At 60.4% G+C, this 13,255-nt stretch carries 10 protein-coding genes; 1 reads left to right on the plus strand and 9 read right to left on the minus strand.

The window, feature by feature from the left end:
* Positions 1 to 70 precede the first annotated feature (70 nt).
* The 9 genes from fbaA to G5193_RS10685 form a co-directional block, all read right to left on the minus strand.
* Positions 71 to 1,150 (minus strand): class II fructose-bisphosphate aldolase, encoded by a 1,080-nt coding sequence (gene fbaA, locus G5193_RS10645; protein ID WP_005340963.1) that lies wholly within the window; start codon positions 1,148 to 1,150, stop codon positions 71 to 73.
* 115 nt (positions 1,151 to 1,265) lie between these two features.
* Positions 1,266 to 2,429, minus strand: coding sequence for a phosphoglycerate kinase (locus tag G5193_RS10650; protein ID WP_005340965.1), 1,164 nt, complete (start codon positions 2,427 to 2,429; stop codon positions 1,266 to 1,268).
* 61 nt (positions 2,430 to 2,490) lie between these two features.
* Positions 2,491 to 3,501 (minus strand): erythrose-4-phosphate dehydrogenase, encoded by a 1,011-nt coding sequence (gene epd / locus G5193_RS10655; protein WP_005335438.1) that lies wholly within the window; start codon positions 3,499 to 3,501, stop codon positions 2,491 to 2,493.
* A gap of 60 nt (positions 3,502 to 3,561) precedes the next feature.
* Positions 3,562 to 4,491, minus strand: coding sequence for an ROK family protein (locus G5193_RS10660; RefSeq protein WP_201908573.1), 930 nt, complete (start codon positions 4,489 to 4,491; stop codon positions 3,562 to 3,564).
* A gap of 112 nt (positions 4,492 to 4,603) precedes the next feature.
* Positions 4,604 to 5,671: a uroporphyrinogen decarboxylase gene (gene hemE / locus G5193_RS10665; RefSeq protein WP_421205962.1), complete on the minus strand. Its 1,068-nt coding sequence runs from the start codon at positions 5,669 to 5,671 to the stop codon at positions 4,604 to 4,606.
* 182 nt (positions 5,672 to 5,853) lie between these two features.
* Positions 5,854 to 6,633, minus strand: coding sequence for an NAD(+) diphosphatase (gene nudC / locus G5193_RS10670; RefSeq protein ID WP_201908576.1), 780 nt, complete (start codon positions 6,631 to 6,633; stop codon positions 5,854 to 5,856).
* A gap of 221 nt (positions 6,634 to 6,854) precedes the next feature.
* Positions 6,855 to 10,019: a bifunctional proline dehydrogenase/L-glutamate gamma-semialdehyde dehydrogenase PutA gene (gene putA, locus G5193_RS10675; RefSeq protein ID WP_421205963.1), complete on the minus strand. Its 3,165-nt coding sequence runs from the start codon at positions 10,017 to 10,019 to the stop codon at positions 6,855 to 6,857.
* 313 nt (positions 10,020 to 10,332) lie between these two features.
* The gene (locus G5193_RS10680) at positions 10,333 to 10,938 is read right to left on the minus strand and encodes a TIGR04211 family SH3 domain-containing protein (RefSeq protein WP_216952951.1); all 606 of its coding nucleotides are present in this window, start codon (positions 10,936 to 10,938) and stop codon (positions 10,333 to 10,335) included.
* 152 nt (positions 10,939 to 11,090) lie between these two features.
* Positions 11,091 to 11,840, minus strand: a complete 750-nt coding sequence (locus tag G5193_RS10685; protein ID WP_421203755.1) for a potassium channel family protein — start codon at positions 11,838 to 11,840, stop codon at positions 11,091 to 11,093.
* Between the two features lie 100 nt (positions 11,841 to 11,940).
* Here G5193_RS10685 and G5193_RS10690 point away from each other — a divergent pair, with 100 nt between their 5' ends.
* Positions 11,941 to 13,191: a methyl-accepting chemotaxis protein gene (locus G5193_RS10690; protein ID WP_421203753.1), complete on the plus strand. Its 1,251-nt coding sequence runs from the start codon at positions 11,941 to 11,943 to the stop codon at positions 13,189 to 13,191.
* The last annotated feature ends 64 nt before the right edge of the window (positions 13,192 to 13,255 follow it).

The following is a 13,255-nucleotide window of genomic DNA, read 5'->3' on the forward strand; positions in this document are numbered from 1 at the left end:
GTGCGGATCACAGAAATGCAAAAGGCGCCCCGAAGGGCGCCTTTTCATGCAATCAAGGTGCTGTAACGAATTACAGTACGTCGATGGCGTTCAGGTCGGAGAATGCTTTCTCCAGACGAGCGATCATGGAAGTCTGACCTTCACGCAGCCATACGCGCGGATCGTAGTACTTCTTGTTCGGCTTGTCGGCGCCTTCCGGGTTGCCCAGCTGGCCTTGCAGGTAAGCTTCGTTCTTCTTGTAGAAGTTCAGCAGACCTTCCCAGGTTGCCCACTGGGTGTCGGTGTCGATGTTCATCTTCACTACGCCGTAGGAGATGGACTCGCGGATCTCTTCCAGAGTGGAACCTGAACCACCGTGGAATACGAAGTCCAGAGACTTGGCTGGAACGCCAAACTTCTCAGAAACGTACTTCTGGGAAGCGTCCAGGATGGACGGGGTCAGTTTGACGTTACCCGGCTTGTATACACCGTGTACGTTGCCGAAGGAGGCAGCGATGGTGAAACGCGGGCTGATCTTGGACAGACGCTCGTAAGCGTAAGCAACATCTTCCGGCTGGGTGTACAGAGCGGACTGATCCATGTGGCTGTTGTCGACGCCGTCTTCTTCGCCACCGGTGCAACCCAGTTCCAGCTCCAGAGTCATGTTCATCTTGGCCATGCGGGTCAGGTACTCGCAGCAGATGTCGATGTTCTCTTCCAGAGACTCTTCGGACAGATCCAGCATGTGGGAGGAGAACAGCGGCTTGCCGGTTTCAGCAAAGTGCTTCTCGCCCGCTTCCAGCAGACCGTCGATCCACGGCAGCAGCTTCTTGGCAGCGTGGTCGGTGTGCAGGATTACCGGCACGCCGTAGGCTTCGGCAACAGCGTGAACGTGCTTGGCACCGGAGATGGCACCCAGGATGGCAGCTTTCTGACCTTCCAGCTTCAGACCCTTACCGGCGGTGAACACGGCACCACCGTTGGAGAACTGAACGATAACCGGCGCTTTAACCTTGGCGGCAGCTTCCAGTACGGCGTTCACGGAGTCGGTACCAACGCAGTTTACGGCCGGCAGAGCAAAGCCGTTCTCTTTAGCGATGGCGAACACTTTCTGAACGTCATCACCAGTGATCACGCCGGGTTTTACGAAGTCGAAAATTTTCTTAGACATGTTTAATCGTCCTGTCTCGTATGCCGTTAATAAAAAATGGGGGGTTCATCATGAACCGGCACAGCGGGCACATGATAAACGAAACGGGAGGCTTTTGCCCCCCGTTCCGGGTCAATTAGGCTTTGGCGCGCTGTTCCAGAATCGCAACAGCCGGCAGAACCTTGCCTTCTACGAACTCCAGGAAGGCGCCGCCGCCAGTGGAGATGTAGGAGACTTTGTCAGCGATGCCGAACTTGTCGATGGCAGCCAGGGTGTCACCACCGCCAGCGATGGAGAAGGCCGGAGAAGCAGCAATGGCTTCAGCGATAACCTTGGTGCCTTCAGCAAACTGGTCAAACTCGAATACACCAACCGGGCCGTTCCACAGGATGGTCTTGGCGTTCATGATGATGTCAGCCAGGGCCTTGGCAGAATCCGGGCCGATGTCGAAGATCATGTCGCCGTCGGTCACATCGTTAACAGACTTGATGGTAGCCGGAGTGGACTCGGAGAACTCGGCACCTACAACCACGTCGGTGGTCACAGGAATGTTGGTCTCGGCAGCCAGTTTCTTGGCGGTGTCGATCAGGTCGTGCTCGCACAGGGACTTGCCGACGTTGTGACCGGCAGCAGCGATGAAGGTGTTGGCGATGCCACCACCGACAACCAGCTGGTCAGCGATTTTGGAGAGGGATTCCAGAACGGTCAGCTTGGTGGAGACCTTGGAGCCGCCAACGATGGCAACCATCGGGCGCTCGGGCTTCAGCATGGCTTTGCCCAGGGCTTCCAGTTCACCCGCCAGCAGCGGGCCGGCACAAGCGACCGGAGCGAACTGAGCCACACCGTAGGTGGAACCTTCGGCGCGGTGAGCAGTACCGAACGCATCCATTACAAAGACATCACACAGGGCGGCGTATTTTTTGGCCAGCTCTTCGGTGTTCTTCTTCTCGCCTTTGTTGAAGCGGCAGTTTTCCAGTACAACCAGCTCACCGGCAGCGACTTCTACGCCATCCAGGTAATCCTTGGCCAGGCGAACCGGGCAGGACAGAGCGTCTTTCAGATAGTTGACAACCGGAGCCAGGGAGAATTCTTCGTTGTATTCACCCTCGGTCGGACGACCCAGGTGGGAGGTGATCATCAGCTTGGCGCCCTTTTCCAGAGCCAGCTTGATGGTCGGCAGAGTCGCAACGATACGTGCATCGGAGGTGACCTTGCCGTCTTTTACCGGTACGTTCAGGTCAGCACGGATCAGAACGCGTTTACCCGCCAGATCCAGGTCAGTCATCTTGATAACAGACATATTCAGTCCTCTATATTTTCCAGGTAATGTTAAAAACAGTAACCTTTCGCCCGGGGCAGGCTCAGCCTGCGGCCATCATGGCCCGGGTGGTATCCAGCATCCGGTTTGCGAAGCCCCATTCGTTATCGCACCACATCAACATCTTGACGAGGTTGGCATCGCTCACCCGGGTCTGGGTACCATCAATGATGCAGGAGTGTGCATCATGATTGAAGTCTACGGAGACCAGAGGTTCTTCCGTGTAATCCAGAATACCGTGTAATGTACCTCTGGATGCCCGTTGCAGGGCTTGATTTACGTCAGTAACTGTCACTTTTTTACGAACAGTAATACTGAGATCCATCGCTGTTACATTGATGGTCGGCACCCGCACCGCGATCGCCTCAAACTTGCCGGCGAAGTGGGGCAGGATACGCTCCAGCCCCTTTGCCAGCTTGGTGTCCACCGGAATGATGGACTGACTGGCAGCGCGGGTTCGGCGCAAGTCACTGTGGTAGGCATCGATGACTTGCTGATCATGCATGGCCGAATGAATTGTCGTAATAGTACCACAATTTATCTCGAATTCTCGATGCAATGTTTCAATCACCGGCACCACGCAGTTGGTGGTACAGGAGGCGTTGGAGACGATCCGCTCCGCTCCGGTGAGGGTATGATGGTTGACCCCGTAGACCACGGTGGCATCCACATCGGCATCCGCCGGGTGGGAGAAGAGCACCTTGCCCGCCCCCGCAGCCAGATGCAGCTCGGCATCGGCCCGCGAGCCAAACACCCCGGTGCAATCGAGCACCACATCCACCCCCAGCGCCCGCCACGGCAGCTTTGACGGATCCCGCTCGGCAAACAGGGAGATGAGATCCTCCCCCACCAGCATGCTGTTGCCCGCCAGTTGCACCGGATGGTGGAAGCGACCGTGACTGGTATCGTAACGGGTCAGGTGCACCATGGCCTCGGGGGCCGCCAGCTCGTTGATGGCGACGATCTTGATGGTCTTGTCGCGCCCGCTTTCATAGAGGGCTCGCAACACGTTGCGACCGATCCGCCCGTAACCATTGATGGCAATCTTGATCATCGAGAATCCGTTTCCTTTAACCAGCAACAGGGCGGCACACCGGCCACCCGGGAGCCCCGGCTACGACAGCAGGGCCTCCTTGAATTCACCGCGGGCCAGCAGTGCGGCCCCGAATACCCCGGCACTGTCACCCAGGGCAGGAGCAATAATGGGGGTTGCGAAGCGGGGATTAAAGAGGAAGGGCAAAATTGTCTGCCGTCCGGCGCTGTAAAGGCTCTGCACATTGCCCACCCCACCGCCGATGACGATCACATCCGGGTCGAGAATGTTGACCACATTGGCCAGCGCCTGACCAAACAGCAGGTGCAGCCGGTCGATGGTGAGCTTGGCCACATGATCGTGAGCCGTGGCGGCCGCGATTTGGGCGAGCGAGAGGTGGCGCTTGGCCTTCGCCTCGTACCAGGCCTCCAGCGCCGGACCGCTGATCAGGGTCTCGACGCAGCCACGCTTGCCGCAGTAGCACTCGGGGCCATCAGGGGAAAGCACGTTGTGGCCCCACTCACCGGCGATGCCGTGGTGGCCGTTGAGGATCTGGCCGTTGATGACGATACCGGAGCCGACCCCGGTGCCCATGATGATGCCGAATACAACCTTGGCATCGGGGTGGTGCTGGCGCACCGCCCCCAAATGGGTTTCTGCCAGCGCGAAGCAGTTGGCGTCGTTGGCAATCAGTACCGGCACGCCCAGCTTGCGCTCCAGATCCTCCTTGAACGGCTTGCCGTTGAGCTCGGTGGTGTTGCAGTTCTTCATCAGGCCGGTCTGCGGATCCCGCGCCCCCGGCGTGCCCATGCCGATGACAGTCGGGCGCTGGCCAATCTTCTCGGCGCACTCAGCTACCAGCTTGGCGATCTGGCCGATCATGTGCTCATAACCGCCAGCCCGCTCGGTGGGGATGCGGTGGCGCAGCAGCACCTCGTCGCCATCCAGCACCACGCATTCACACTTGGTACCGCCAAGATCGATACCCCAATCCAGTGACTTGCTGCTCATCTTGCCTCCTGCACGGCCGCCACGCTCTCGTCATCGCGGCGCCATTTTTTAATGTAAAACGGGGCCTGACGGCCCCGGATTTCAAACAAACTATTCTTCTCTCACCCCGGCCTTAGCGACCGTGGTACTGGGCGGAGAGCTCGTGTACCGCGTTGACAAACACGCCAGCGTGTTCCGGGTTCACATCCTGATGGATGCCGTGGCCGAGGTTGAATACGTGGCCATTACCGTGACCGAAACCGGCCAGAATGGAGGCGACCTCTTCACGGATGCGAGCAGGAGTGGCGTAGAGCATGGAGGGATCCATGTTGCCCTGCAGCGCTACCTTGTCACCGACCCGACGCTTGGCGTCGGCAATGTCTGTGGTCCAGTCCAGACCCAGCGCATCGCAACCGGTGGCTGCAATCTGCTCCAACCACTGACCACCGTTCTTGGTAAACAGGGTGACCGGCACGCGGCGACCGTCGTGCTCGCGGATCAGGCCATCGACAATCTTGTGCATGTACTGCAGGGAGAAGTCGCGGTAATCGCGCGGGGTGAGCACGCCGCCCCAGGTGTCGAACACCATGACAGCCTGCGCACCCGCCTTGATCTGGGCGTTGAGGTAGGCAATCACGCTGTCGGCCAGCTTGTCGAGCAGCAGGTGCAGGGTTTGCGGCTCTGCATACATCATCTGCTTGATCTTGGTGAACGCCTTGGAGCTGCCCCCCTCCACCATGTAGGTGGCCAGGGTCCATGGGCTGCCGGAGAAGCCGATCAGCGGCACTTCGCCCTTCAGCTCGCGGCGGATGGTGCGCACCGCGTTCATCACGTAGCCCAGCTCATCTTCCGGATCCGGAAGGGGCAGCGCCTGCACATCGGCCATGGAGGTGATCGGACGCTCGAAGCGCGGGCCTTCACCCTGCTCGAAGTAGAGACCGAGCCCCATGGCATCGGGCACGGTGAGGATGTCGGAGAAGAGGATGGCGGCATCGAGCGGGTAGCGGCGCAGCGGCTGCAGGGTGACTTCACAGGCCAGCTCGGCGTTGCGGCACAGGGACATGAAATCCCCCGCCTGGGCGCGAGTCGCCTTGTATTCCGGCAGATAACGGCCAGCCTGGCGCATCATCCATACCGGGGTCATATCCACGTCCTGACACAGCAAAGCGCGCAGGTATCGATCGTTCTTCAGCTCTTTCATCCCAGTTCCTGAGTTCGTATCACGCATAAAATGGCGGCCATAATACCACTTTGCCCACCGGATCGGACTGCCCAAAACGTGGCAAATGGGCGCACGGTTGCAAAGATGTGAAGGGGCGCAAACCAGATCGCCCCGTTTTTAAAAAGAAGTGCAAAAAGGTTGGCGAAAAGATAAGCGCCTCGTTACCCCTCGCCAGCCAGTGACAACTCGATCAGCCGCCGGGCAATGGTGCCGTGAGGCGGCAAACGCGGCAGCCGGTCGGCGGCAAAGAAAGCGGCAGCGACCAGTTCGTCATCCTGCACCCGGATCTCGCCGCTCTCGTAGTCGGCGGTAAAGCCCATCATCAGGCTGTGAGGGAAGGGCCAGGGCTGGCTCGCCACATAGCGCACATTGCGCACCCGGATGCCGCTCTCCTCGAACACCTCCCGTGCCACGCACTGCTCGAGGTTCTCCCCCGCCTCCACAAAGCCGGCCAGCACGGTATACATGGGATCGTCCGCCTGATAGTGACGGCGATGAGCCGCCAGCAGGATCTCCGGCCCCTTGCGCACCGCCACGATAATGCAGGGGGAGATGCGCGGATAGACGCTGTGCCCTTGCTGGCACACCTGCGCCCACTCCCCCGCCTTCGGGGTCATGGGGGCGCCGCACTCGCCGCAGAAACGGTGGGTGCGGCGGAAGGTGGCGAGCTGCCAGGCGCGGCCAGCGAGACGAAAGCCCTCTTCGTCCCCCGCCACCATCAGCTGGCGCAGAGGGCTCATAGCGCTCGTGTCAGCCTCATCACCCAGATCGAGCAGATAGCAGGGCAGCCCCTGCCACTCGTCAAAACGCTCGAAAGGGGCGTCAGCCAGCGCTGCGGGCAGGCACGCTTTACTACCCTGTGGCACCTGACCCTGCTGATCGAGCAGTACCAGATGATCGCCCCCCAGCACGAACCAGCGGGCTTGTTCAGTTAATGACATCGGATAAACACTCTCGTTAAAACAGAACCCTGACCACGGCTGGCCGAGCAAGGGGCAAACGCCGCGCGAATGGCTCCCATCTTACGACCAGCACGGGTCGCTGACGACCCCGTCGTGGCCGATTGTCCCATTCGTAAAAAACGGATGGTGCAAATAAAGAGGCCGCCCGAAGGCGGCCCGTTGTTATCCGGCATCCCGTATCCGGTTTCTATCGACGCGGATCAGGCATCGCCCATCGCCAGCAGGGAGGCGTTGCCGCCCACTGCAGTGGTGTTGATGGTGCGGGTCTTCTCGGTAACGAAGCGGCTCAGGTAGTGGGGGCCGCCCGCCTTGGGGCCGGTGCCGGAGAGCCCCTGGCCGCCGAACGGTTGCACCCCGACCATGGCGCCGATCTGGTTACGGTTGATGTAGACGTTACCCACATTGATGCGGCTTGCCAGCTCCTCGGCGTGGGATTCGTTGCGACTGTGGATCCCGAGCGTCAGGCCATAGCCGGTGCCGTTGATGTCGCTGATCACCTTGTCCAGATCCCGGGTGGCGTAGCGCACCACGTGCAGGATGGGACCGAACTGCTCCTTCACCAGCTCGCGGATGGAGCCGATCTCCAGCGCGGTCGGCTGGACGAAGTGTCCCTCCATGGTCGCGGCGGGCATCGGCGCCTGGGCAATCAGGCGAGCACGCGGGATCATGTAGGCGAGGTGAGCATCGAGACCGGCCTTGGCATCGGCATCGATCACCGGGCCGACGTCGGTGTTGTGCTCGGCCGGGTTGCCCACTTTCAGCTCCTGCATGGCGCCGGTGAGGATCTCCAGCACCCGCTCGGCAATCTCCTCCTGCAGGTAGAGCACCCGCAGGGCCGAGCAGCGCTGACCGGCGCTCTGGAAGGCGGCGCTCACCACGTCGCGCACCACCTGCTCCGGCAGGGCGGTGGAATCAACAATCATGGCGTTCTGACCACCGGTTTCAGCGATAAGCGGCAGGATGGCACCATCGCGCTGGGCCAGGGTCATGTTGATGAGCTTGGCGGTCTCGGTGGAGCCGGTGAAGCAGACGCCGCCGATACGCGGATCGGCTGTCAACTTGGCACCTACGGTGGCACCGTCACCGGGCAGCAGTTGCAGCACGTCGCCCGGAATACCGGCCTGATGGGCCAGAGTCACCGCCAGATGGGCGATAAGGCCGGTCTGCTCCGCCGGTTTGGCGATGACGGTGTTGCCGGTGGCCAGCGCCGCAGCGATTTGGCCGAGGAAAATCGCCAACGGGAAGTTCCACGGGCTGATGCAGACAAAGACGCCGCGCCCCTGCAGGAACAGCTCGTTCTGCTCGCCGGTATAACCGGGCAGCAGGGTCGCCTGCCCCATCAGGCTGCGGGCCTGCACCGCGTAGTAGCGGCAGAAATCGACCGCTTCACGCACCTCATCGATGCCATCTTGCAGCAGCTTGCCCGCCTCGCGGGTACAGAGGGAGACAAACTGCTCGCGGTTAGCTTCCAGCAGATCCGCCAGCTTCTCCAGCGCGGCAGCACGCTCGCTCACCGGGGTTTCACGCCAGCGCGGGAAGGCAGCATAGGCAGATGCCAAGGCCTGCTCCACCGCCTGCTCGTCGGCCCAGTGGATCTTGCCGACGGTGAGGCTCACATCCTGCGGGCTCAGCACGGTTCGTGCCTCGCTGCGCTTGAGGGTCTCGCCATCGACGATGGGGCCCGCCAGCCACTGCTTGCTCTCCAGCTCTTTCAAGCGGGCGAAGAAGGGGCGCTGGATGGAGAGGATGTTCATGTTGACGCCGCTGGAGTTCTTGCGGTCGCTGAAGAGGTTCACCGGCTGCGGAATGCGGTCGTTGGCAAAGCCGGAGTAGCGCTTGAGGGTGCGCAGCGGGTGCTCGGCCAGCGAGTCCACCGGGGTATTGGGATCCACCAGCTTGTGAACGAAGGAGGTGTTGGCCCCGTTCTCCAGCAGGCGGCGCACCAGATAGGGCAGCAAGTCCTTGTGGGCGCCGACCGGCGCGTAGATGCGGCAGTGCAGACCGGGATTGTCGCTCAGCACGGCGTTGTGCAGCTCCTCGCCCATGCCGTGCAGACGCTGGAATTCAAACTGGCGATCACCGGCCATCTCCAGAATGCTGACCACGGTATTGGCGTTGTGGGTGGCGAACTGGGGAGCGATAAAGCCGCGGGTCGGCTCGCTCAGCAGGTAGCGGGCGCAGGCGAGGTAGGATATATCGGTGCCCGCCTTGCGGGTAAAAAGCGGGTAGCCGGGCAGGCCCGCCTGCTGGGCATATTTCAGTTCGCTGTCCCAGTAGGCGCCTTTTACCAGTCGCACCGGAATGAGGTCACCCTGCTCGCGGGCCAGCGCGGTGAGCCAGCAGAGTACCGGCAGGGCGCGCTTGGAGTAGGCCTGCACCACCATGCCGAGTTTGCCCCAACCACGGTTGGCGTCGGAGCGATAGAGCTGCTCGAACAGATCGAGAGAGAGCTCGAGGCGGTCCATCTCCTCGGCATCGATGCTGATGGCCACATCCTTGTCGCGGGCCAGACGCACCAACCCCACCAGCCGCTCGCACATTTCGCCGAGCACCCGCTCGCGGTTCGCCACGTCATAGCGCGGATGGAGCGCCGAGAGCTTGATGGAGATGGAAGGGGCCGGGCCGCCGTCGCTGATGCGCTCGTTGCCGACAGCCTCGATGGCGTTACGATAATCGGTCAGATACTTGTCGGCATCCTGCATGGTCAGCGCCGATTCGCCCAGCATGTCGTAGGTGTGGGTGTAGCCCAGCTCGCGGGATTTGCGGCTCGCCTTGAGCGCCTCCTTCATGTCGCGCCCCAGCACGAACTGCTTGCCCATGATCTTCATGGCGGCATACATGGCAGAGCGCACCACCGGCTCCCCCAGCTTGTTGACCATGCGCCCCAGCAGGTTGGCCGGGTTGCCGTCCAGCTTTTTGTCGAGCTTGATGATCTTGCCGGTCAGCATCAGCCCCCAGGTAGAGGCGTTGACCAGAGTGGAATCGCTCTTGCGGAAATGGGAGGACCAGTTGGCGCCGGAGAGCTTGTCCTTGATCAGGGCATCGGCGGTCTCGGCATCGGGAATCCGCAGCAGCGCCTCGGCCAGACACATCAGGATGATCCCCTCCTGGGTATCCAGACTGTACTCCTGCAGGAAGGCGTCGATACCGTCACCGGAGCCGCTCTCCTTGCGCACCTTGGTCACCAGGGTACGGGCACGCTGGGTCACCTGCTCCAGCGAGGCGCCATCTCCCGGGAGCATGGCCGACAGTTCGGCCAGATAGGCATTTTCATCCACCACGTAGTTTTGGGTGATGGCTTCGCGCAGGGCGGCCAGATCGGAGGGGATATAGTCAGCGGCAAGCACTTGAGTAGCTTTGAACATATGGGGTCTTCCTGTACGCCCTAGGGCTGATATCGACAAAGGCGGACGCGCCGCCGAAACGCCGATAATGTATACAATGTTGCACCCTATATGAAATGAATTTGTTGCCACTCTTTAACAAAGATCGCTCATTCCCCCTATGAATTCCCTTTTGAAGCCAATACGCCAGCAAGCGTGAGGGTCATCTGACTTCATTTTGTATACGATCTGCCGCTGCTCTATCGCAAAGCAGCCACGCATTCCGCCCAATGCGCCCCAAAAAAGAAGGGTCGCCACGGCGACCCTTCTCAGCAATTCATTCAGCCAGAGGCTGTCAGTTCATCCAGCGATCGCCACGACTGCGACGACGGGGCAGCATGGGCAGCAGGATACCAAGCAGGATACCGGCCCCCACCATGGCACCACCACGGATAAACCAGTCCATCTGCATGTCGTGCTCCTGGTTGTCGTAGCTCTGGGTCAGGGCATCATTCTGCTCTTTGAGATTGCTCATCTCCTCACCCTGACTGACCAACTGGGCCTTGAGAGCGGCGATCTCCTTGCTCTGGGCAGCGATCTGGCCATCCTTTTCGGTAAAGCGTTTCTCGTTGTCACCGTTGAGATTTTGCAGGCGGGCCTTGAGCTCATCCCGCTCCTTTTCAACCTGAGGGAGCCGCTCACGCAAGCTGGGCTCACTCTGTAGTTCGCTGCTTTTTATCCACCCTTCGCGGCCACGCCCGTCCACCACCTGGGTGAATCCGGCCTCGCCGTTCACCGCCTTCACCTCCAGCGGTTCACCAGCCTTGACGCTACCGAGGATCCGGTACTGGGTACCCGGACCATTGTGGATATAGGTAAAGATGTTGTCTGAAACATAACGGGTATCGGCCAGTGCCTGTTGGGCACACAAGCAGATCAAAATCCCGAGAAGGGCGCGCATGGTCGATCGGTTCTCTTTTTCTGGTGTGGACAAGAGGTTGAATGTTAAGCCGCCAGCAGGCTAAAGGACAAGCAAAGAAAAAGCACCTCCCCCGCTCTGCCACAACCGATAGCTGGGAGCTGGCTCGCAACTTGCGCTCCCGTGCGACAACCTTACTTCTTCTTGAGCTCGCGCACCTCGCTGCGCAGGGCGCGGATCTCTCGCAGCAACTCCTCTTGCTGGTTATTGTAGTGATGACGCCACTTGTCGGTCTCGCTCTCCTTGGCAGGCTGCAAAAAGATGCTGGCCATAAAACCGCTTATGGCACCAAACAGACCGACCCCGAACAGGATCAGCAGGCTGGCGACAAAACGCCCCTCCTCGGTCTTGGGTACCAGATCGCCATAGCCCACGGTCGACAGGGTCACCAGCGTCCACCAGAAGGCGTCATAGGGGGTCTCAATCTGGCTGCCGGGCTGGCCCGACTCAATCCAGTACATGACGCCGGAGCCCAATCCCAGCAGCAGGACGAAGAGGAAGAGGATGCCGGAGAGGGTGGTCTCGTTGCGCTCGCGACGGAACATGGCCCAGAGATCCGGGTGCTCCTTGAACAGTTGATAGACCCGCCACAACTGGAGCAGTCGGGCCCAACGCAGCTGCTCCACCATCGGCAGACTACCCGGCAGATAGAACCAGTTTGCCTTGAAGTAGGCTTTGCGGTCTGGAGCACGGATCCAGCCATAAGCAAAATGCGCGAGGAAGAAGTAGCAGATCAGACTGTCCAGGTCATAGAAGAGCTGCAGGGTCTGGGGAGTCAGGGTTTCGTGGCCCCACCAGCGGGCCGTCACCAGCAGAACCGAGACAATCGACAGAAATGCCATCAGCAGATCCATCGCCCGTAGATGAGTTAAGTGATGTCGCATACATTTTCCAACTTTAAGCACAGTGCGAATTAATAAAAGAGAAGATAATGCCGATAGCCTTGAGGGCAAAGGAAAAGCGATATTCAAAGGAGATTATACGATGCAGTTGAACCTGCTGGAGAAGCGGATGAGCAACATTCGGCTGGTGCCGAAAGTGGTGTTGCTGATGGTGGTGAGTACCATTTTGCTACTGACCAAACTCTGGTTTGATACCAACAATCTGGAGACCACCCTGCTCAGCGAGGGGCTTGATCCGGACAAAGCCAACGCCATTGCCGACCGCCTGCTCTGGAGCGGCCTGATGGAGACCACCATCATGGGTCTGCTGTTCGTGATCCTGCTGATGACCGGTTCCCGCCTGATGGTCAAGCAGGTGCACTATCTGGTGGATCTGCTGGAGCGCTTCGCCAAGCGGGATCTCAGTCACAAGGTGTTGCTCAAATCTCGGGATGAATTCGGTGACATCGCCAAGGCGGTCTCCCACTCGCAGGAGAACCTCAAAGCAGTGTTTAACAACCAGCGCGCCGCCTGCAAGGAGCTCAACGACATCGCCTCTCAGGTCACCCTCTGCATGGAGGAGACCAACGAAGCGATCAACGAAGAGTTCACCCAGATCGAACAGCTGGCGAGCGCCATGAGCCAGATGGTCGGCGCCATTCGCGAAGTGGCTGCCCATGCGGATCAGGCCTCTCACGCCACCGCCGAAACCAGCCAGCTGGCGGAAGAGGGAAGCCGCTGCGTCGCCGATACCGTCAGCACCATCGACACCCTCTCCGGCAACATCCAGCGCTCCGCCACCGTGGTCAACGAGGTGGAGCAGGGGGTCGAGCGCATTGGCTCTGTGGTCGACACCATTCGCGGCATCTCGGAGCAGACCAACCTGCTGGCACTGAACGCCGCCATCGAAGCGGCTCGCGCCGGTGAAGCGGGTCGTGGCTTTGCCGTGGTGGCCTCCGAAGTGCGCGAGCTGGCCAACCGGGCTCAGGCCGCCACCGTCGAGATCCAGAAGATGATCGAACAGCTGCAGGGCAATGCCCATCAGGCTGGCGAACTGATGGCCCAAAGCGTACAGCAGGCCGACAAGGGGGTGGAACAGGTGACCCAGGCCGGTACCCAGCTCGCCACCATAGTGCAGCGGGTACAGGGTGTCGCCGACATGAACCGCCACATCGCCGCCGCCTCCGAGCAGCAGAGCTCGGTCGCCGAAGAGATGCGCGGCAATCTGGAACAGGTCAAGCAGATTGCCGAAGGCTCCGTCGTGGTGCTGCGCGAGCTGCAAGAGGCCTCCGAGCTGGTCGAACAGCACAGCAAGGAGCTCGACAGCCAGATCCACTCCTTCAAGCTCGCCTGACTGCTCGCCCTGGTCGGGCATGACCGCGTTGTGCCCTGCCGCCGCTCCCGGCCATAAAAAAATC

This window comes from Aeromonas sp. 601027, from assembly GCF_049174455.1.
Taxonomy (GTDB): Bacteria; Pseudomonadota; Gammaproteobacteria; order Enterobacterales; family Aeromonadaceae; genus Aeromonas; species Aeromonas veronii_A.

Bases quoted from the DNA above. Each gene is read 5' to 3' on its own strand.
- G5193_RS10650 (WP_005340965.1), bottom strand. From the start codon at position 2,429: ATGTCTGTTATCAAGATGACTGACCTGGATCTGGCGGGTAAACGCGTT.
- G5193_RS10685 (WP_421203755.1), bottom strand. From the start codon at position 11,840: ATGCGACATCACTTAACTCATCTACGGGCGATGGATCTGCTGATGGCA.
- G5193_RS10680 (WP_216952951.1), bottom strand. From the start codon at position 10,938: ATGCGCGCCCTTCTCGGGATTTTGATCTGCTTGTGTGCCCAACAGGCA.
- fbaA (WP_005340963.1), bottom strand. From the start codon at position 1,150: ATGTCTAAGAAAATTTTCGACTTCGTAAAACCCGGCGTGATCACTGGT.
- putA (WP_421205963.1), bottom strand. From the start codon at position 10,019: ATGTTCAAAGCTACTCAAGTGCTTGCCGCTGACTATATCCCCTCCGAT.
- hemE (WP_421205962.1), bottom strand. From the start codon at position 5,671: ATGAAAGAGCTGAAGAACGATCGATACCTGCGCGCTTTGCTGTGTCAG.
- G5193_RS10690 (WP_421203753.1), top strand. From the start codon at position 11,941: ATGCAGTTGAACCTGCTGGAGAAGCGGATGAGCAACATTCGGCTGGTG.
- G5193_RS10660 (WP_201908573.1), bottom strand. From the start codon at position 4,491: ATGAGCAGCAAGTCACTGGATTGGGGTATCGATCTTGGCGGTACCAAG.
- epd (WP_005335438.1), bottom strand. From the start codon at position 3,501: ATGATCAAGATTGCCATCAATGGTTACGGGCGGATCGGTCGCAACGTG.
- nudC (WP_201908576.1), bottom strand. From the start codon at position 6,633: ATGTCATTAACTGAACAAGCCCGCTGGTTCGTGCTGGGGGGCGATCAT.